Origin of the sequence: Agromyces sp. CF514, from assembly GCF_900113185.1 — a bacterium.
Classification (GTDB): Bacteria; Actinomycetota; Actinomycetes; order Actinomycetales; family Microbacteriaceae; genus Agromyces.
In genome coordinates this window covers 1,466,117-1,485,955 of sequence record NZ_FOZD01000001.1, presented here as the reverse complement: position 1 = coordinate 1,485,955, position 19,839 = coordinate 1,466,117, and the positions used below count along the sequence as shown (strand labels likewise).

The following is a 19,839-nucleotide window of genomic DNA, read 5'->3' as shown; positions in this document are numbered from 1 at the left end:
CAGCGCGCACCGCCCCTGGTGCGACGGACCTCAACCGATGACATGACGAAACTCCACCGTGACATTCTCCCCCGTGACGGCGACCTCCGCCGACAGGCCGACCGCGCGCGCGACCGACGCGAGGCGTTCGATCGAGCGGCGGTTCGGCGGTTCCGCCCCGAACGGGGCGTCGACCGAGATGCGCACCGCGCGCCCTCGGGGCGATTCCGTGTCTTCTCGTCGCACCTGCGCACGGATCGACGCCACCCGCTGCTCGCTCGCCAGCCAGGTGAGCAGCGCCGTCAGGGCGGCCCGCTGGTCGTCGCGCAGGTTCGCGACGGCCGTGTCGGTCTCGACGACCTCGATCGGGATGCCGCGCCGGCGCTCGAGGTCTCCGGCGACATCGGCGAGCCAGGTGGATGCCTCCTCCTCGCGGAGCGTCGACCGGAGCGCCTCGGCGAGCTGGCGCGCCCTCGCGGCATCCGCCACCGAGATGCGATCGACGTTCAGCATCGAGGCGAGGAACGGCAGCACTTCGCGCCGGATCACCGCGACCCGACCATGATCGTCGGCGTGCGCGAGACCGGCCCGCAGTTCGGCGTCGCGCTGCAGCAGCACCTGGTTGGCCTTGCGCTGCCAGGCGAGCGTGATGTGCACGATCGCCCACGAGTATCCCGCCGCGGCCGAGCTGGCCACGACCGTCGGCGCCACGTAGAAGAGCACCATGACCAGCACCGGGAGTCCATGCCAGGCCGGGCCGCCGGCGCCGGCCACGAGCACCGCGAGCACGGCGGTCGAGAGCGCACCCGAGCTGAGCAGCGTGGCCCAGCTGCAGTACGGGGCCAACGAGATCATGAGCACGCCCACGACGAGCGGACCGAAGTCGTCGTAGACGTAGCGGTCATTGCCGACCGTGCTGAGGTACTCCGCGACGGCCGCGCCCAGCGCGAACACGACGACGATCCAGAGCCGTTCTGGCGTGAACGGCGCCCGGGAGGGGCGGGCCGCGAGCGTCGCGGCGATGGCCGCGACGTTCACGAGCAGCACGGCCAGGACCGCCGCGAACGGCGAGACCACCTCGTGCCAGTGCACGATCGTCATGACGATCGCGATCAGCGACGCCACCGCACCGCCGAAGTGCTGCAGGATCGACGAGGAGGTCAGCGCGACGATCGGGTCGATGTCCTTCGGCGCGAGGCGTGCGGTGCTCATGCGCCTCCCATCGGCATCGCGAGCACGACGGTCGTTCCGAGGCCGATCGCCGACCACACCCGGGTCGAGCCTCCCTCGCGCTCGAGACGGGCGACGACCTCGCGGAGCCCGCGGCGCCCGGCCGGCACGCGGTCGACGTCGAAACCGGAACCGACGTCCATGACCGCCACGGTCACCTCGCCGCCGCCACTGCCGAGCACGATCTCGGCTTCGTCGACGCCCGCATGGCGAGCGACGTTGTGCAGGCATTCGGCGACGGCACCGTCGAGTTCGGCCGCGCGCAGCGGACCCAGCAGGGCGAGCACCGCGAGGTCGCCGGTCATCTGCACGTCGAGCCCGTCATCGGCCGCCATCGCGAACGCCTGGTCGAGCACGGCCATGCCATCGGCCGTCACCACCGGATCCGCGATGCGGGGTTCGCCGCCGTGCCGCGCGAACCAGTCCCGTCCGACGAGCAGCGAGAGGTCGTGGCGGATGTCGGCGCGCAGGCGCTCGTCGATCGGGCCGGAGCCGGTCGAGGCGATGGCGAGCAGCTGCACCATCGCGGTGTCGTGCAGGCGCGTGATCGCCTCGAGTTCGTGGTCGCGCCGGGCCGTCGCCTCGCGGACGGCGACGTTCGCGCGCACCAGCGCCGCCTGGCGGCGGAGTCCTGCGCGCCGGGTCAGCCCGTCGACCGCCCGGATGAGCATCACGAATGCCGCGACCGCCGTCGCCGCGATGCTCACGTGGAACGCTGACCCGCTGAGCATCGCGCCGACCCAGACGGCGAGCTGGCTGACGCCGTACGCCACGGCGACCCAGACGCACGCCACGACCGACCCCGAGCCCGAGCCGCCGACGAGCACGAGTGCGATGCACGGGATCGCGACGACCGCGTTGTCGGTGGTGCCGAGGTCGTAGCCGGAGCGCATCGCGAGCGCGGTCATCCAGGCGGTCGCGGCACCGCCCGCGAGCAGGTACAGCAGGGTCGAGGCGAGCGTGCGGCTCAGGGCGACGATCGACAGCAGTCCGATCATGACGAGTGCGAGCCCGGCAGCGATCCATCCGCTCGGCTCGCCGCCGAACGCCATCGTGAGCGCCACCAGTGCGCCGAGGCCCAGGTACACCCAGCCTGCGACGTGCCCGGCGTGCACGATCGCCCGGCCGACCGAGTCACGCGAGACATCGCCTGGCAGCCCAAGCGTCATGCGGACCTCCGTGCTCATGCCGAGTGCATCGGGTTCACACTGGACTCTCCGGATTATCCCAGCATCGCCCTCGCATCACGCAACTGCCGTGCCGCCGACGGCGCGCCGCAGCCCGTCAGAACAGCACGTCGGGCGCGGCTGCGAACTCGGTCTGCTCGGCCGCCCGGCGGGCCGCGAACCGGGCGGTGGTCTGCGCGGTCGCCGCCGAGCGCACCCCGCCGGTGGCGGGATCGTCCTGCCCGCGTACGAGCCCGTGCGCGCGCAGCAGCGGCGCCACGCGGGCCGCCAGCCAGCGTCGGTACTCCTTCGGCGCGTAGGCGTTCTGGCCGTAGTACATCGACCGGTACTCGGGCACGAGCTCGGGATGCTCGCGTTCGAGCCACTGCATGAACCACGGCTTCACGCCGCCCCGCAGGTGCAGCGCCGAGTACACGACGCTCGTGGCACCGGCCGCCTTCGCCTGTCGCAGCGCGTCGTCGAGATGGGCCCGCGTATCGGTGAGGTACGGCAGGATCGGCATCAGGAAGACCGTGCAGTCCAGACCCGCTTCGCGCACGGCCGTGACGGTCGCGAGCCGAGCCTTGGTGCTCGGCGTGCCCGGCTCGATCGACTGCTGCAGCTCGTCGTCGTAGACCGCGATCGACATGGCGAGGTCGACCGGCACCTGCCCGGCGGCCTCGACGATGAGCGGCAGGTCTCGACGCAGCAACGACCCCTTGGTGAGGATGCTGAACGGCGTGCCGCTCGACGCGAGGGCGTCGATGATGCCGGGCATGAGCCGGTAGCGCCCCTCGGCCCGCTGATACGGGTCGGTGTTCGTGCCGAGCGCCACGGGCTCGTGCCGCCACGACCGCTTGGCGAGCTCGCCAGCGAGCACGTCGGCCACGTTCACCTTCACGATGATCTGCCGGTCGAAGTCGTCGCCCGCATCGAGGTCGAGGTACGTGTGCGTCGGGCGGGCGAAGCAATACACGCACGCATGGCTGCAGCCCCGGTAGGGGTTCACGGTCCAGCTGAAGGGCATCGACGACGGGCCGGGCACGTGGTTCAGCGCCGACTTCGCGAGCACCTCGTGAAAGGTGATGCCCGCGAAGTCGGGCGTCTGCACGGAGCGCACGAGGTTGTTCAGGCGCGCGAGGCCCGGCAGCGTTCCGGCCTGGTCGACGCCCAACTCCTGCCCGCTCCATCTCACCCGATCATTCGAACACATGTTCGAATGTCGCGCAAGCGACGCGCCGGGGCATCCGGATCTCGGATGCCGCCGCGCGCCGCCCGTCAGGCCGGAACCGCCGCGCGCAGGGCGCCGGCCACGCGCCCGCTCGAGAGCTCGAGCTGCTCCCCCGCCCACCGGCGGCGCAGCCACCGATCGTGGCTCGCGACCACGACGCCGCCCGGATACGATCCGAGCGCCTCCTCGAGGTCGGTCGCGAGCGCGAGCGAGAGGTGGTTCGTCGGCTCGTCGAGCAGGAACAGGTGCGGCGGCCTCGCGAACACCAGCGCGAGCGCGAGTCTCCGCTGCTGTCCGACCGAGAGCACGCCGATCGGCCTCGACTCGTCGCGCGCGGCGATGAGCCCGAGACTCGACAGCGGCACCTGCTCGGCCCGCCGCTCGCCGAGCGTGCGCTCGTAGATGCGGCGGACCGGGGCATCCGGATCCCCGAAGCGCACGTCCTGCTCGAGCAACTGCACGCGCAGGCCGCGCCGTCGCCTGACCGCGCCCGCGTCGACGCGCTGGGCGCCCGCGAGCACGTTCAGGAGGGTCGACTTGCCCGCCCCGTTCGCGCCCGTGACGAGCAGCCGAGCCGTGGCCGGCACCTGCAGGGAGGCAACCGCGAGCCGACCGGCCACCTCGGCCCCCATCACCTCGACGAGCAGGCCGTCGACCTCGTCGAGCGCGTGCGACCCCTGCGGGATGCCCGCGAACTCGAGCGGCGCCGGCGGCTTGGGCACCTGGTCGCGTTCGAGCACCTCGAGCCTCAGCTCGACGTTGCGCACACGGCGTGCGACCGTGCGATCGACGCTCTCGCCCTTGAAGTGCCTGATGAACTTGTCGTTGTCGGTCGCGGCGCGGCCGTGGGCGACGGTGCGCGCGGCACCGCCGGAGGCCTCGAGGGCAGCCTGCAGCGAGCCGAGCTCGTGCTGCTCCGACACGTACTGCCGTTCCCAACGCTGCCGCTCCTCTGCCTTCACCTCGAGGAACTCGGTGAAGCCGCCGCCGAAGACGGTGCCGCCTGACGCCGCGAGCAGGTCGTCGTGGCTCGCCCGCTCGGAACTCGCGTAGACCGGCGGACCCGAGCGACCGGCGGCAGGACCCGCCTCGACCGCGGCGACCGCGCCGAGCCGGCCCGGATCCAGGTCGACGAGCCCCGTCGCCACCCGGTCGAGCAACTCGCGATCGTGGCTGGCGAACAGCACCGGCCCGCGCCAGCTGCGCAGCGTCGACTCGAGGAACGCCGCGGCGTCGTCGTCGAGGTGGTTCGTCGGCTCGTCGAGCAGCAGCGCCTCCGGAGCGCGCAGCAGCAGCGCCGCGAGCGCGAACCGGCTGCGCTGGCCGCCCGACACCTCGGACACGCGCCGGTCGAGCGGCACGTGGCCGACGCCGAGTCCGCGCAGCAGCTCGTCGCGCCGTGCATCGGCGCTCCACACCTCGGCGTGCTCGGCCGCGTCGAGCGCCAGGGCATACCGATCGGCGGATGCCGCGGCCGCGCGCTCGTCGGGATCGCGCCCGTCGGCGGCCGACGGGCCGGCGAGCGCGGCCGCCGCCTCGTCGAGCTCGCGCTCGATGGCGCGGACCTCCCGGAGCGCGTGCTCGAGCACGTCGCGGAGGCGGTCGGTCGGCGCGAACGCCAGCTCCTGCGAGAGCAGGCCCGTGCGCAGCGGCCGCGTGATGCGGCCCTCGGCGACCAGGTCGGTCGCGTCGCGTGCGCCGAGCGCCGCGACGCCGGCGTCGAACGGCGCGCCCGAGGCCGGAGGAGCGACCACGGGACGGCCGCCCGCGGCATCCGTCACCGGATCGGTCGGGGCGCCCTCGGCCGCGAGCAGCCGGAGCAGCGTCGACTTGCCCGCGCCGTTCTCGCCGATGAGGCCGAGACGCTCACCGGGGCCGACGGTGAAGGCGAGATCGCTGAAGACGCGGCGATCGGGGTAGCGCGCCGACAGGCCGTCGACGCGGAGATACGAGGAATACGAGACGTGTACCGTCATGCGGTCCGCCTTTCACGAATGCTCCCGAACCGTCGACGGATGCCGCGTGCGGGCGATCGGTCGAGCGGTGCACCGCGCGGTGCCGTCGCGCGCGCATGGCAGCGCCGACGGCCCGGGAGCGGAGAGGGATCCCGCCGGGCATTGCCGAGATGGATGCAGCCGTCACCGTCGCGAACAGTGGAATGGGTACACCCGATGTCTACGGCGCCTCAGGCGCGGGACGGTGGGAGTACTCACTTCATAGCGGGGTCGACGATAGCAGACGCCGTCGGTGAATGTACAGCGCGCATGCGCGGCGCGCCCGGCGAGCGTTACGCCGTGACCTGGAGCGCCTTCGCCGTCTCTGCGAGGGAGGCCTCGGCAGCGGCGACGTCGGCCGAGAGCTCGGTGCCGTAGCTCGGGATCATCTCGCGGAGCTTCGGCTCCCACTCGGCCATGCGGTCGGGGAAGCAGCGCGCGATCACGTCGAGCATGATCGGCGCGGCCGTCGACGCACCGGGCGAAGCGCCCAGCAGGCCCGCGATCGTGCCGTCGGCGCCCGTGATGACCTCGGTGCCGAACTGCAGGATGCCGCCCTGCTCGGGGTCCTTCTTCATGACCTGCACGCGCTGGCCGGCCGTGATGAGCTCCCAGTCCTCAGTCTTGGCCGTGGGCATGAACTCGCGCAGCGCCTGCATCTTCTTCTCGCGGTTCGCCATGAGCTCGCCGACGAGGTACTTCACGAGGTCGAAGTTCTTGAGGCCGACCTGGAGCATCGGCCCGAGGTTGTGCAGGCGGATCGAGAACGGCAGGTCGAACCACGTGCTCGTCTTGAGGAACTTCGGCGTGAAGCCGGCGTACGGTCCGAAGAGCAGGGCGGTCTCGCCGTCGACGACGCGCGTGTCGAGGTGCGGCACCGACATGGGCGGCGCACCGACGGCGGCCTTGCCGTAGACCTTCGCCTGGTGCTGGGCGACGAGCTTGGGGTTCGTGGTCCGCAGGAACTGGCCCGAGATCGGGAATCCGCCGAAGCCCCTGATCTCGGGGATGCCGGAGTGCTGGAGCAGCGCGAGCGCGCCGCCGCCGGCGCCGACGAAGACGAACTTCGCATTCACGGTCTTGGGCGTTCCGCCGACGAGGTGCTTGACGCGGAGGCGCCAGGTGCCGTCCTTCTGACGCTTGAGGCGCGTGACCTGGTGGTTCGTGTGGATCTCGGCGCCGCGGTCCGCGATGTCGGTGAGCAGGTACTTGGTGAGCGCTCCGAAGTCGACGTCGGTGCCCGAGACGATGCGGGTCGCGGCGACCTTCTGCCTGGGGTTGCGCTTCTTCGCGAGCAGCGGGGTCCATTCGGCGATGCGCTCGAGGTCTTCGGTGTACTCCATATCGGGGAACAGCGGCTGGTCCTTCAGCGCTGCGACCCGCTTCTTGAGGTACTCGATGTTCGCCGCACCGCGCACGAACGTCATGTGCGGCGCGGTGTTGATGAAGTTGTGCGGCTCGGGCAGCGCGCCGATCGACACGAGGTACGCCCAGTACTGGCGGCTGATCTGGAACTGCTCGTTGATCGAGACGGCCTTGGCCGCGCTGACGGTGCCGTCGGCGTTCTCGGGCATGTAGTTCAGCTCGCAGAGCGCGGCGTGGCCGGTGCCCGCGTTGTTCCACGCGTTCGAGGACTCCTGGGCGACCTCGCCGAGGCGCTCGTAGACGCGGATGGACCAGTCGGGCTGAAGCCTGGAGATGAGGGAGCCGAGCGTCGCGCTCATGATGCCCCCACCGATCAAGACGACGTCGACCGTTTCCGCTGAATTCACGGATTCCAGTGTATGCGCCGCCGAGGGCACCCCAGACCACGGCCGTTCGACGTCGAGACAGTCTCGATTCCGTCGCTGATCGGGGCGGGATCGGCGGGCGGATGCCGCGGGCGGCCGCGGTGCGCGAGGCGGGCCACCCGCGGCATCCGTTCGCTCAGAGCGCCGCGATGCCGCCGCCGATGAGCCCGACCCCCGCCGTGACGAGGCCGATCGTGAGCGAGAGCGCGCCGATCCAGAGCAGGGCGATCGGGCGGCCGGGCTTCTGCGGGTCGGCTCCGAGCACCGAGAGGAAGAAGCCTGCCGGCATGAGGATCGCAGCGACCGGGGCGCCGAGGCGCGCCACCCACATCCACGCGCCGTCGAGGGCTGCGGACTCGAGCACGCCGAGGATCGCGACCGAGAGCACGAGCAGTACGGCCGCGTGCGCATGCCCGGCGCGGAAGAAGTTCTGCTGCAGGCGGTTCGCGGGTGCGAGCCCCCGCACGACGCGCGTGAGGAAGTACCCGCCGCTCTCGACCGTGACGAGGGCGAGCAGCAGCGTGCCGATGAGGATGAGGTCGATCGCGTGGTCCATGCGGGATTCCTTCGGACTCCATGATTGGATAGCAGTGCTCTTCAATATTAGAGAGCAGCACTATCCAATGCAAGCGATCCGCGGAACGCGGTGCGGATCGTGCCCGGAGCGACGATCGAGGAGTCCCGATGCGCATGTCCGCCCTCGCGGCCGAGGCGGGTCTTCCCGTCGCGACCGTCAAGTACTACCTGCGCGAGGGGCTGCTGCACGCCGGCACGGCGACCGGCGCGACGCAGGCCGTCTACGACGACGGCCACGTGCGCCGGCTGCGGCTCGTTCGCGCGCTCGTCGGGCCCGTCGGACTCAGCGTGCAGCAGGCGCGCACCGTGCTCGAACTCGTCGACGAGCCGGGCGGCGACCTCTACTCGACGCTCGGCCGCGCGGTGGGCACCCTGCCGCCCGCGGCCGTCGCCGCGGGCGAGGCGTCGGACCCGTACCCGCGTGCGCGCGCGGCCCTCGCCTCGCTCGGCCAGGTCTACGACCCCGAGTTCGCCGCCGTCGCCCAGCTCGAGGGCGCGCTCGCCGCCGCCGAGGACGCGGGGCTCGCCATCGACGCCGAGCGCCTCGCCGCCTACGGCCGGGCCGCCGCCGACCTCGCGGCGTTCGACCTCTCGCGCATGCCCGCAGAACCCCGCGCGGCGGTCGAGTACACCGTGCTCGGCACCGCGCTCTACGAGCCCGTGCTGCTGGCCCTGCGCCGCCTCGCCCATCAGGACGCGGCGGTGCGCCGCCTGGGCATCGACGGAGCCGACGCCTGACTCGTCAGGAACGAACCGGCACCGCTTCGCTCGACGCATCGAGATCGCGATCGACGGCGACATCGGCGTCGACGTCGAACCGCGCGATTCCGAGCTCGACGGCCTCGCGCGCCCGCTCGAGCGCCTCGGGCCCAGCCCCGGCATCGGCGAGCGCGAGGAGCGCAGCCCCCACGATCGGCACGGTGTCGAGGATCTCGATGCGGGCCAGCGGTGCCACCAGCGCGAGGCCGGCCGTGATGCCGCCGAGGAGCCGATCGTCGCCCGACCGGACGATGCCGCCGCCGAGCACGATGGGAACCGCACGATCCTCGAGCCCGAGTCGCTGCACGCACGCACGGGCGAAGGCGACGAGCTCATCGGCCTGGCGGTCGACGAGCGCCGCCGCCACGGCGTCGCCCTCGCGGGCCGCGGCGAAGATCACCGGAGACAGCGCCGCGAGGTCGCTCGAGTCGCGTCGGCCGAAGTGCAGGTCCTCGATGAGGTCGGTCACCGACGCGACACCCAATCGCTGGACGATCGCGGCGGTGAGTGCGGTGCGCGGGCCCCGACCGTCGACGTCACGGGCCGCATGCCACAGGGCCTGCTCGCCCAGTCCGCTGCCGCCGCCCCAGTCGCCCGAGAGCGCGCCGAGCGACGGGAAGCGCACGTCGGCGCCGTCGGCGCGCACGCCGACGGCGTTGACCCCGGTGCCGCAGACGATCGCGACGGCGTCGGGCTCGTCGGTGCCGGCTCGGAGCAGGGCGTAGAGGTCGTTGCGCACCGACGTCGACCCGCTCGCCCACCCGAAGCCGGCGATCGCGACGGCGTACTGCTCGACCTCGACCGGCAGGTCGAGCCCCGAGACGTAGAGGCCCGCATGCAGCACGGGAGCCGAGCCGGCGACGGAGTCGACGAGCGCGTCGACGATCGCGACCGCAGCATCGAGACCCTCGAAGTGCGGGCTCGAGCCTGCTCCGCGTGCGAAGGCGACGAGCTCGCCGTCGATCGTGAGGGCGACCGCGTCGGTCTTCGAGCCGCCGCCGTCGACCGCGATGACGACGCCGCTCATCGCGCCCACTCCAGGAACGGCGCGTTCTCGGCCAGGAGCAGGTCGGTGAGCTGCACGGCCCGGTCGTGCTGGAGCACGAGCGGGTGGGCGCGCATGGCTCGCAGCACCCGGTCCCGTCCGCCGTGCACCGCGGCGTCGAGCGCGAGCCGCTCGTAGCCGGCGACCGACGAGATGAGTCCGCGGATGTCGTCGGGCAGCGGCGCGACCGGTTCCGCGACGAATCCCCCGTCGCGGAACACGGCCGGCACCTCGATGACGTGGTCGTCCGGCAAGAAGGGCAGCACACCGTCGTTGCGCAGGTTCACGACACGCGAGCGCGAGCCGCCGTCGCGCATGGCCGCGAGGAGCTCGATCGCCGCCTCGGAGTAGAACGCGCCGCCGCGCCCCTCGAGCGCCGCGGGCTTCTCGTGCTGCGCCGGGTCGGCGTAGAGCTCGAGCAGCTCGCGCTCGATCGCACGCACCGCCTCGGCCCGGGTCGGCTCGTGCAGCTGCTCCCGCAGCACCTCGTCGTGCGCGTAGTAGTAGCGCAGGTAGTACGAGGGCACGACGCCGAGCTGCGAGATGAGCGCAGGCGCGAGGTGCACCTCGTCGGCGAGCTCGCCGAGCCGGTGCTGCAGCAGGCCGGGAAGGCGGTCGTCGCCGTCGACGACGACGCTCCGCTCCCACGTCAGGTGGTTGAGTCCGACGTGGCCGAGGCTCACGCGGTCGTGCTCGACGTCGAACAGCGACGCGAAGCGGCGCTGGAAGCCGATCGCCACGTTGCAGAGGCCCACGGCCCGGTGGCCCGCCTCGAGCAGCGCGCGGGTCACGATGCCGACCGGGTTCGTGAAGTCCACGATCCAGGCGTCGGGCTTCGCGTGGGCGCGCACCACGTCGGCGATGCGCAGCACCACGGGCACCGTGCGCAGCGCCTTCGCGAGCCCGCCGGGCCCGGTCGTCTCCTGCCCGATGCAGCCGACCTCGTGCGGCCAGGTCTCGTCGGCGTGACGGGCGTCCTGCCCGCCGACCCGCAGCTGGATCAGCACGGCGTCGACGTCGTCGACTCCGGCGACGAGGTCGGTCGTGCCGATCACCTTCGCGGGATGCCCCGCATGGGCGAGCATGCGCTGCGACATGCCTGCGACGAGCGCGAGCCGCGACTCGTCGGGGTCGACGAGACGGATCTCCTCGAGCGGCAGCGTGTCGCGGAGGCGGGCGAACCCGTCGATGAGTTCGGGCGTGTAGGTCGATCCTCCGCCGACGATGGCGAGCTTCATTGGTCCTCATTCCGTGCGTGGTACGCCCCGCGCACGGTGGCGCGATGACGGGTTTCAGGGTCGGCGAAGCAGCGCGGAGCAGCATCCGCGAGCTGGAGCCGAAGGTCAGGTGGCCAGGGAGATGTCGGCCTCGAGATGGTCGCGGATCTGCTCGACGAGCTGTTGGCGCGCGCCGAGCAGTACCGGCTGGGCGCCGGTCGCGCTCGTGCGGATGGTGAGCTTGGGATGCGCTGCCGGATCGACCCGCTCGGCGACGAGTTCGGCGAGCCGGTCGCCGCCGGCGATGCCGGTCGGTCCGCCGATCACGATCATCGAGGGGTCGAGGATCGCGAGCAGCGGGCTGACCGCGAGGATCACCCGGTCGGCGAGCGCCGACAGTGCCGCCTCGTCGTCGGTGAGGCGCGGCAGCATCTCCCCGAGCGACTCGCCGGCGCCGCCGAGCAGTCGGGCCACAGCCGGTCCGCCGAGCAGGTCGGTGAAGTCGTTGGCGGCCGGTGCGAGCGGGGTCGCCGCCTTGGGGACGGCGAGGTAGCCGATCTCGCCCGCTCCGCCGGACGCGCCCCGGTGCACCGTTCCACCGAGGTCGACGCCGACGCCGAGGCCGTCGCCGATCCAGAAGAGCGCGAAGCTCGCCGCAAGATGCGCCACGCCCGCCGAGCGCTCGGCCATCGTCGCCAGGTTCACGTCGTTGTCGATGGTGACCTCGATGCCGAGCGCCGACTCGATGCGCGCCCGGGACCCGACGGGGGGCCATCCGGGCAGGGTGTCGGTGAACGAGAGCTCGTCGCCGTCGACGAAAAACGCCGCCTGCACGCCGATGACGACGCGGCTGACGGTGGACTCGTCGATGCCGGCCTCGGCGCACGCGGCGCGGATGGCCGAACGCACGTCGCCCTCGGGGGTTCGACCCTCGGGCTCGGTGGCGATCTGCACGATCGGATGCTCGTGGTCGACCGCATCGACCACGACGGCCTGGATCGAGCGTTCGAGGATCGAGATCGCGACGCCGGTGATGCGGTCGGTGCGCACGCCGTAGGTGACCGCGTTCGGGCCGCGCCCGTTCGAGCGCTCGCCGACGGGGTGGATCAGGCCGACCCGCTCGAGTCGTGCGAGCATCTGCGAGGCGGTGGGCTTGGACAGCCCGGTCAGCTCGCCGAGGCGCGAACGCGTGAGCGGACCGTGCTCGAGCAGCAGGCGGAAGGCCGTGCGGTCGTTGCGTGCCGCGAGCCACGTCGGGGTGCCCGGATCGATCTGGTTCATGCAGGCCGCCTTCCTCTGTCTGTCCTGCTCGTCACTCTATCTGAAAAGAATCTTTACTGATTATTCGGCTCACCCGCCGTTCCGCACCTCGTCGCGCAGCAGTCCGAGCCGGTCCGGGTCGGCCGCCGCCTCGAGCAGCGTCTTGGTGTACTCGTGCTGCGGGTCGAGGATCACCTGCTCGCTCGGCCCGCGTTCGACGATCTCGCCGCGGTACATCACGAGGATCTCGTCGGAGAAGTGCCTCGCGGTCGCGAGATCGTGGGTGATGTACAGCACCCCCAGCTGCTCCTGCCGTTGGAGGTCGGCGAGCAGGTTCAGCACGCCGAGGCGGATCGACACGTCGAGCATCGAGACGGGCTCGTCGGCGATGATGAAGCGCGCACCCGGAGCGAGGGCCCGCGCGATCGCCACGCGCTGCCGCTGGCCGCCCGACAGCTCGTGCGGACGGCGGTCGGCGAACCTCGACGCCGGCGAGAGCCGCACCCGTTCGAGCAGTTCGTCGGTGCGCTCGCGGATCTCGCGCGACGACAGCCGCGGGAAGTGGATGCGCAGCGGCCGCTCGAGGTGATGCCGGATGGGGTGGAACGGGTTCAGCGAACTGAACGGGTCCTGGAAGACCATCTGCACGTCGCGCCGGTAGCGGGCGAGGCCGCCGCCCCGAGTGGCGCTCGGGCGCCCGTCGAGCAGCACCTCGCCCGAGGTGGGCTGCTCGAGCTTCGCCATCATGCGGGCGATGGTCGACTTGCCCGAGCCGCTCTCGCCGACGAGCGCGATCGTGCGGCCCGGTTCGAGGGTGAACGAGACATCCTTGACGGCGTGCAGCGTGCGCACGTTGACGCCGCTGCGGAGCCGGAAGTCCTTCACCAGGTTGCGCGCCTCGAGGGTCATGGCCTCGACCGCCGTGCTGCGCCCGCTCATGCCGCACCTCCGGCGCCCGTGCCCGTGCCCGTGCCCGTGCGGATGAAGTCGCCGCGCTCGCCGCGCAGGCTCGGGAAGCTCGAGAGGAGCCGCCTGGTGTACGGATGCCCCGGGCGTCGGTAGATCTGCTCGGCGTCGCCCTGCTCGATGATCTCGCCGTCGAGCATGATCGCGATGCGGTCGCTGATCTCGATGAGCAGCGGCAGGTCGTGGGTGATGAAGATCACGGCGAAGCCGAGCCGTTCGCGCAGTCGCATGATCTCGCGGATGATGCCGCGCTGCACGACGACGTCGAGAGCGGTCGTCGGTTCGTCCATGATCATGACCTGCGGGTCGAGGGCGAGGGCCATCGCGATCATCACGCGCTGGCGCATGCCGCCCGACAGCTCGTGCGGGAAGCTCGAGAGGCGGGCGGGATCGACGCCGACGAGACTCAGCAGCTCGGCGCTCCGGGTCTCGCGCTCGGCCCGCTTCATGGCCGGGCGATGCGTCGCGAACACGTCGTGCAGCTGCTTGCGCACGTTCATGACCGGGTTCAACGAGTTCATCGATCCCTGGAACACCATCGACACCTTGCTCCACCTGAAGGTGCGGAGCGCTTCGCCGTCGAGCCCGACGATGTCGATGTCGGTTCCGGATGCGTCGTGGAACACGATCTCGCCGCCGGTCATGAGCGCCGGGGCCTTCAGCAACCGATTGAGCCCGTAGGCGAGGGTCGTCTTGCCGCAGCCCGACTCCCCGGCGAGCCCGAGGATCTCGCCGCGGTGGAGCGTGATCGACGCCCCGCGCACCGCCTTCACGGGTGGATCGACCTCGTACTCGATCGAGACGTCGCGGGCGGTGAGCACGGCTTCGCCCCTGACGGTCGCGGGGTTCATGGCGTTCATGCGAATGCTCCGGTGTCGGCGATGCCCTTGCCGGCCTTGGCGGCCTTGCGCTGGCGCTTCGCGTTCTCAGGCGCGAGCCTGAGCTTCGGGTTCACGACCTCGTCGATCGCGAAGTTGATGAGGGACAGTCCGGCGCCGAGCGCGGCGATGATCACGCCCGGGGGCACGAACCACCACCAGGCTCCGGTGCCGACGGCCTGCCCCGTCTGCGCGTCGTTCAGCATCGTGCCGAGCGTGATCGAGCCCGTGGGCCCGAGGCCGAGATACGACAGGCCGGCCTCGCCGAGCACCGCGAAGATGACGCCGAAGATGAACTGCGCGGCCAGGAGCGGCACGAGGTTCGGCAGGATCTCGACGAAGATGATGCGCGCGGGCTTCTCGCCGGCCACCCTCGCCGCCGCGACGTACTCGCGGGTGCGGAGCGAGCGCGCCTGAGCTCGCAGCACGACCGCCGACCCGGCCCACCCGGTGATGCCGAGCACGAGCGCGACGAGCAGCGAACTGCGGGCGAGCGGCCCCAGCCCCTCTGCGTTCTGCACGTATGCGGCGATCACCATGACGACGGGCAGCCCGGGGATCACCAGCACGATGTTGGTGAAGAGCGTGAGCACCTCGTCGAGCAAGCCGCCGAAGTAGCCGGCGAAGACGCCGAAGATCACGGCGAGCAGGAGCGCCACGACGCCGGCGATGATGCCGATGAAGAGCGAGCCCTGCGTGCCCCACGCAAGTTGCGAGAAGACGTCGTACCCGAGCTTCGTCGTGCCGAGCCAGTGCTCGGCCGACGGCGGCTGGAGCGCCTCGTTGCTGGAGTCGCGCGGGGGCTGCGCGATCATCGGGCCGAAGATGCCGAAGAGCGTGATGAGCCCGACGATGACGACGCCCGAGATGAGCTTGCCCGAGCGGCTCGGCAGGATGTTGCGGAACCGGCCGCCGCGACTCGCACGGGCCTCGGCGATCGCCGCCGTCGCGCTCACGTCGCGGTTGGTCTCGCGCACCGCCTCGGCCGAGACCGGCGATTGGAACGGCGCGTCGTCACCGGTCGCGTAGCCGGAGTCGTCGACCGCCGGGTCGAGCGTGGGCTGAATGTCATCCATTGTGTCGCACCCTCGGGTCGATGAAGCCGTAGATGAGGTCCATGAAGAAGTTGGCCGCGAGCACCGTGAGCGTGATCACGAGGAACACGCCCTGCATGAGCGCGTAGTCGAGGCCCTGCACCGCCTGGATCATGAGCTTGCCGATGCCGGGATAGCTGAACACCTGCTCCATGACGATGGAACCGGCGACGACGAATCCGAGGGCGATGCCGAAGCCGGCGAGGCTCGGGATGGCGGCGTTGCGCGACGCGTACCTGGTGCGCACGCGGCGGGGGGTGAGGCCCTTGGCCTCCGCGGTGACGACGTAGTCCTCGGACATCGTCGAGACCATCATGTTGCGCATGCCGAGCAGCCAACCGCCCACCGAGGAGATCACGATCGTGGTCGCCGGGAGGATGGCGTGGTAGATCGCGCTGCCGACGAACGCCCAGCTGAGCTCGGGGCCCGCCGGGAACTCGAACACGTCGTAGCCGCCGACGATCGGGAACCAGCCCAGCTGCACCGAGAACACCGCGACGAGCACGAGCGCCAGCCAGAAGTACGGGATCGACTGGAAGACCGTCGTGATGGGGACGAGATGGTCGAGCTTGGTGCCGCGCCGCCACCCCACCCATGCGCCGACGACGATGCCGAGCACGAATGAGATGACGGTCGCGACGCCGACCAGCGTGATCGTCCACGGCAGGGCCGCGGCGATCAGGTCCGAGACGGTGGCCGGGTACCGCGTCGAGGAGACGCCGAGGTCTCCTTGCAGCAGCCGGCCCCAGTACGCGACGTACTGGTCCCACATGGACATGTCCTTCCCGGCCCCGAGGATCGAGGTGATCGCCTGGATCGTCTCCTCGGAGAGCGGACGCCCGCCGCTCGCACGCCGGAGCTTGCCCAGCATGATCGCGGCCGGGTCGCCCGGCAGGAGGCGCGGAAGCAGGAAGTTGAGCGAGATCGCCGCCCACAGGGTCACCAGGTAGAAGGCGACCCTCCGCAGGTAGAAGCTCATGCCGCCGCCTTCCTCGGGTTGGGAGTGGTTCGTTCCATGTGACCGGTCGGCCTACTTCACCGGCGTGAGGTGCGTGAGCACGACCGCGTTGGCCACCGCGAGGTAGGGCAGCGGTGCGGCGTACAGGTCGCCCTCGGTCGGCCAGCCGCTGAACTTCTCGGTGTTGAAGAAGGACTGCGAGGCGTTCAGCACCACCGGGATGTAGGGCAGGTCGCGGGCGATCTCGGTCTGGATGGCCGCGTACGCCTGCTGCTTCGTCGCGACGTCCTGGGTCGCTCCGGCCGCGAGCACCGCCGCGTCGACGGTCGGGTTCGTGTAGCGCGAGTAGTTCTGCCCGACGAGCGGCATCTCGCCGACCTTCGCGGTCGACGTGCCTGCGAAGTACTCGTGGTAGTTCGAGTACGGGTCCGCGACGAGGCTCTGGGTGAGCCCGTAGAGCGCCATCTGGAAGTCGCCGTTCTGGATCGGCGTCCAGTACTCGGCGTCGGAGACCGTGCGGGCGTTGATGCGGATGCCCGCCTCGGCCGCCTGCTCGGAGATGAGCTTGGCGGCGTCGTTGTAGTCGGTCCAGCCGTCGGGCGAGAACAGGTCGATCTCGATCGCCGTGCCGTCCTTGCCGTAGAACCCGTCGGCGTCCTTCGTGTAGCCGGCCGCTTCGAGGATGGCTCCGGCTCCGGCGGCATCCGCCGTCTGCGGGCTGGTCGCGAGCTCGGGGTCGCTCAGCCACTGCTCGTCTCGCGGCTGCAGGGTGAACGAGGGCGAGGACTCGCCCGCGAGGCCGGCGAACGCCTTCTCGGCGATCGTCGAGCGGTCGATGGCGACGTTGATCGCCTGGCGCACGGCCGGGTCGGTCTGCGGGCCGACGCAACCGAGATCCGCGTTGGCGCAGGTCGTGATGGTGGTCGGGTCCTGCTGCTGGTTGAGCGTGGTGATCTCGCCCGAGGCGGTGACGGCGTCGGGGTTCGCGATGAACTGCCCGACCCAGTCGATCTTGCCGGTCGTCAGCAGGTCCTGCGAGGACTGGTTGGAGTCGAGCCCGACGTACTGCACCTGCTCGACGGCGGGTGCCCCGTCGCGGAAGTACTCGTTGGCCTCGACGGTGTACGCCGCGTCGGAGAAGCTCTTCAGCTTGTACGGGCCCGAGCCGACCGGCTCGGGGTTCGTCTCGGCCATGAAGTCGTCGATGCCGGCCCAGACGTGCTCGGGGATGATGTAGGTCGAGCCGAGCGTGAGCGAGGCGCTCGTGAACTGCGGCTCGCTGTACGTCAGCACGACCGTGGTGTCGTCGGTGGCCTCGGCCGAGACGAACTGCTCGGACTTGTTCGAGCCGTAGCCGAACGTGAAGGCGACGTCGGCAGCGGTGAGCGGCTCGCCGTCGTTCCACTTCAGGTCGGGCTTGATGGTGACCGTGAGCGTGCGGCCGTCTTCGCTGTACTCGTAGCTGTCGCCGACCAGCCCGACCGGGGCGTCGGCGGACAGCTGGTTGAAGAAGAACAACGGCTCGTAGATCGCGCCGAACGTGGCGTGCACCGCGGTGTCGACGGCGAACGGGTTGAAGTTGTTGTTGATGGGCGTGGCGCTGCCCGCCCAGACCCGGAGAACGGCGCTGTCGCTGCCGGAACCTCCGGCGGACGGGGCGCATCCGGTCATTCCCAGGGCGATCGCGGCCGCTCCGGCGGCGAGTGCCACCGCGAAGGAGCGTGTGGTTCGAGTCATCTCCGACATTCCTCTCGTGCTTCGTTGCGTGGAAGGTGGTGCAGTGACGCCGCGTGCAGGATCTCGGTGCTCACGCGTTACTGGAAGCGACCCTAACAGAAAAGGTAGTAACTGGAAACAACTCATTCAGTTTCTGTTTCCCGCGCGTTTCGGCCGCGCGACGAGCTCGCGACGAACAGCGCGCAGGTGCACGCGAAGCAGCGCGGTACCGACCATGGTCGGTACCGCGCTGGAGTGGGTGCAGGAGTCCGGCTACTCCGCGAGCAGTGCGGCGAGCGCAGGCAGCTGCGCCGGGTCCTCGAGCGCCGAGCCGACGGCGACCGTGCGCACCCCGGCGTCGAGGTACGCGCGAGCGTTGGAGGCGTCGATCCCCCCGGTGCCGACGAACCGCGCCTGCGGGAAGGGGCCCGCCATCGCGCGGAACCAGGGCACGCCGAGCAGCGACGCCGGGAACGCCTTCATCCAGGTCAGCCCGAGGGCGAGCGCGGCCTGCACCTCGGTCGCGGTCGCCACGCCCGGCAGCGACGGGAGGCCGGCGGCGGTCGAGGCGCGTACGACCTCTGCGTCGAATCCGGGGCTCACGGTGAACGCGGCGCCCGCCTCCGCCGCGAGCTCCACGTGGCGGGCCGTCAGCACGGTGCCCGCGCCGACGAGGCGGCCCTCGGCGCGACCGGCCGCTGCGACCGCGGCGAGCGCCGCGACATCCGCCTCCGACTGGATGGGCAGCTCCACGAGGTCGATGCCCAGGCTCCACGCGGTGCGGGCGAGCTCGAGGCTGCGCGCCTCGCCGAGGCCGCGGAACAGCGCCATGAGCGGGCGTCCGGCGAAGATCTCGTCGAACGCGGCGTTCGAGACGGGCCCGAGCGGGCGATCGCCCGCGACGACCGCGCCCGGGCGGGCAGACGGGTCGGAGACGGATGCCGGGGCGGCGGTCGGGTTCGTGGTCATGTCGGTCCTCGGGAAGTCGGCGGTGTCGGCGATGGTGAGCACGGCGCGCTCGTGACCGGAACGGAGCCGCTCGGCGGCGGGCCGGCCGGCGAGCAGTGCGTGCAGGTGTCCGGCGGCGAACGCGTCGCCGGCGCCCACGAGCTCGACGGCGTCGACGACGAGGGCGGGCACGTGCACGACGTTGTCGGAGCCGACGCGCGAGCCGCCCGGCCCGCCCGCGGCGCCCGTCCCGCCCGAGGCGTCCGGCCCGCCCGGGGCATCCGTCACCGCCCGCTCGAACGAGGTCGCGCCGACCGCGCCGTCCTTGACGACGAGCTCCCGCACGCCGGGCAGCAGCGCGCGCACGGCCTCCGGCGTGGCGGCGCCCCACAATGCCTGCGCCTCGTCGAGCCCGACGAACACGATGTCGGCACGCGCGGCGAGGGCGAGCAGGCGCTCGGCCGCGGCATCCGTCGACGGCCAGAGCGAGGGCCGGTGGTTCACGTCGAAGCTCACCGCCACCCCGGCTGCGGCGGCCGCGTCGAGGATCGCCTCGACGAGGGCGTCGCAGTCGCCGGAGAGCGCGGGCGTGATGCCCGAGACGTGCACGAGTCGCACGTCGGCGATCGGCAACCCGTCGACGAACGCGGGCCCGAGCCGCGAGGCCGCCGAGCCCGCCCGGTAGTAGCGCACGCCGTTGCCCGGATCCTTCACGTACAGGCCGGTCGGCGCGTCGCCGTCGCGCACCACGAGCGCGGTGTCGACACCGCGATCGGCGATCTGGCGCACCAGCCGGCGCCCGAGGGCATCGTCGCCGACCGCGCTCGCCCACGCGACGGGCGTGCCGAGCGCGGCGAGGTGGGCCGCGACGTTCGACTCGGCCCCGCCGGGGTCGAGGTGGAAGCCCTGCGCCGATTCGAGCGGCTCGGCGATCGAGGGCGTCACGAGCACCATCGTCTCGCCGACGGTGAGGACTTCTGGGCGGGGGGTCATGCCCTTATGCTGACTGGTGTGCAGATTCGGTGCAAGCCG

At 71.4% G+C, this 19,839-nt stretch carries 16 protein-coding genes; 1 reads left to right on the top strand and 15 read right to left on the bottom strand.

All coding sequences use genetic code 11. From position 1 onward, the window contains the following. Nucleotides 1–30: 30 nt before the first annotated feature. The 6 genes from BM342_RS06550 to BM342_RS06525 form a co-directional block, all read right to left on the bottom strand. Nucleotides 31–1,191: a hypothetical protein gene (locus BM342_RS06550; RefSeq protein ID WP_092964619.1), complete on the bottom strand. Its 1,161-nt coding sequence runs from the start codon at nucleotides 1,189–1,191 to the stop codon at nucleotides 31–33. Next, complete coding sequence (locus tag BM342_RS06545) at nucleotides 1,188–2,378, bottom strand: sensor histidine kinase (RefSeq protein ID WP_177232081.1); 1,191 nt, start codon at nucleotides 2,376–2,378, stop codon at nucleotides 1,188–1,190. The genes BM342_RS06550 and BM342_RS06545 overlap by 4 nt, the downstream gene beginning before the upstream one ends. Before the next feature lie 115 nt (nucleotides 2,379–2,493). Further along, nucleotides 2,494–3,570, bottom strand: a complete 1,077-nt coding sequence (locus BM342_RS06540; protein ID WP_092964617.1) for an Rv2578c family radical SAM protein — start codon at nucleotides 3,568–3,570, stop codon at nucleotides 2,494–2,496. 83 nt (nucleotides 3,571–3,653) lie between these two features. Continuing rightward, complete coding sequence (locus BM342_RS20255) at nucleotides 3,654–5,582, bottom strand: ATP-binding cassette domain-containing protein (RefSeq protein WP_304528491.1); 1,929 nt, start codon at nucleotides 5,580–5,582, stop codon at nucleotides 3,654–3,656. Nucleotides 5,583–5,893: 311 nt separating this feature from the next. Continuing rightward, nucleotides 5,894–7,372 carry a malate:quinone oxidoreductase gene (locus BM342_RS06530; protein WP_092964616.1) on the bottom strand — a complete coding sequence of 493 codons (1,479 nt, stop codon included), beginning with the start codon at nucleotides 7,370–7,372 and terminating at the stop codon, nucleotides 5,894–5,896. 154 nt (nucleotides 7,373–7,526) lie between these two features. Then, nucleotides 7,527–7,946: a hypothetical protein gene (locus tag BM342_RS06525; RefSeq protein ID WP_092964615.1), complete on the bottom strand. Its 420-nt coding sequence runs from the start codon at nucleotides 7,944–7,946 to the stop codon at nucleotides 7,527–7,529. A gap of 128 nt (nucleotides 7,947–8,074) precedes the next feature. On the opposite strand from BM342_RS06525, the gene BM342_RS06520 reads away from it, so the two are divergent. Then, nucleotides 8,075–8,704 carry a MerR family transcriptional regulator gene (locus tag BM342_RS06520; RefSeq protein WP_092964614.1) on the top strand — a complete coding sequence of 210 codons (630 nt, stop codon included), beginning with the start codon at nucleotides 8,075–8,077 and terminating at the stop codon, nucleotides 8,702–8,704. Nucleotides 8,705–8,708: 4 nt separating this feature from the next. On the opposite strand, the gene BM342_RS06515 is transcribed toward BM342_RS06520, so the two are convergent. The 9 genes from BM342_RS06515 to BM342_RS20145 all read right to left on the bottom strand — a co-directional run bounded on the left by BM342_RS06515 (nucleotide 8,709) and on the right by BM342_RS20145 (nucleotide 19,800). After that, entirely contained in the window at nucleotides 8,709–9,752 is a 1,044-nt protein-coding gene (locus BM342_RS06515; protein WP_092966629.1) for an N-acetylglucosamine kinase, read from the bottom strand. Then, nucleotides 9,749–11,008: a family 4 glycosyl hydrolase gene (locus tag BM342_RS06510; protein WP_092964613.1), complete on the bottom strand. Its 1,260-nt coding sequence runs from the start codon at nucleotides 11,006–11,008 to the stop codon at nucleotides 9,749–9,751. Before BM342_RS06510 ends, BM342_RS06515 begins: the two co-directional genes overlap by 4 nt. Before the next feature lie 105 nt (nucleotides 11,009–11,113). Next, the gene (locus tag BM342_RS06505) at nucleotides 11,114–12,268 is read right to left on the bottom strand and encodes an ROK family transcriptional regulator (RefSeq protein WP_092964612.1); all 1,155 of its coding nucleotides are present in this window, start codon (nucleotides 12,266–12,268) and stop codon (nucleotides 11,114–11,116) included. A gap of 69 nt (nucleotides 12,269–12,337) precedes the next feature. Next, a complete protein-coding gene (locus BM342_RS06500) occupies nucleotides 12,338–13,186 on the bottom strand; it encodes an ABC transporter ATP-binding protein (RefSeq protein ID WP_255368576.1) in 849 nt (282 codons plus the stop codon). Next, on the bottom strand, nucleotides 13,183–14,064 hold the full coding sequence (locus BM342_RS06495; RefSeq protein WP_092966625.1) for an ABC transporter ATP-binding protein: 882 nt from the start codon (nucleotides 14,062–14,064) through the stop codon (nucleotides 13,183–13,185). Before BM342_RS06495 ends, BM342_RS06500 begins: the two co-directional genes overlap by 4 nt. A gap of 5 nt (nucleotides 14,065–14,069) precedes the next feature. Beyond that, nucleotides 14,070–15,167: an ABC transporter permease gene (locus BM342_RS06490; protein WP_092964611.1), complete on the bottom strand. Its 1,098-nt coding sequence runs from the start codon at nucleotides 15,165–15,167 to the stop codon at nucleotides 14,070–14,072. Continuing rightward, a complete protein-coding gene (locus BM342_RS06485; protein ID WP_092964610.1) occupies nucleotides 15,160–16,164 on the bottom strand; it encodes an ABC transporter permease in 1,005 nt (334 codons plus the stop codon). Before BM342_RS06485 ends, BM342_RS06490 begins: the two co-directional genes overlap by 8 nt. A 51-nt stretch (nucleotides 16,165–16,215) precedes the next feature. Next, nucleotides 16,216–17,880 (bottom strand): ABC transporter substrate-binding protein, encoded by a 1,665-nt coding sequence (locus BM342_RS06480; protein ID WP_092966623.1) that lies wholly within the window; start codon nucleotides 17,878–17,880, stop codon nucleotides 16,216–16,218. A gap of 252 nt (nucleotides 17,881–18,132) precedes the next feature. Then, nucleotides 18,133–19,800: a PfkB family carbohydrate kinase gene (locus BM342_RS20145; protein WP_255368574.1), complete on the bottom strand. Its 1,668-nt coding sequence runs from the start codon at nucleotides 19,798–19,800 to the stop codon at nucleotides 18,133–18,135. Nucleotides 19,801–19,839 lie beyond the last annotated feature (39 nt).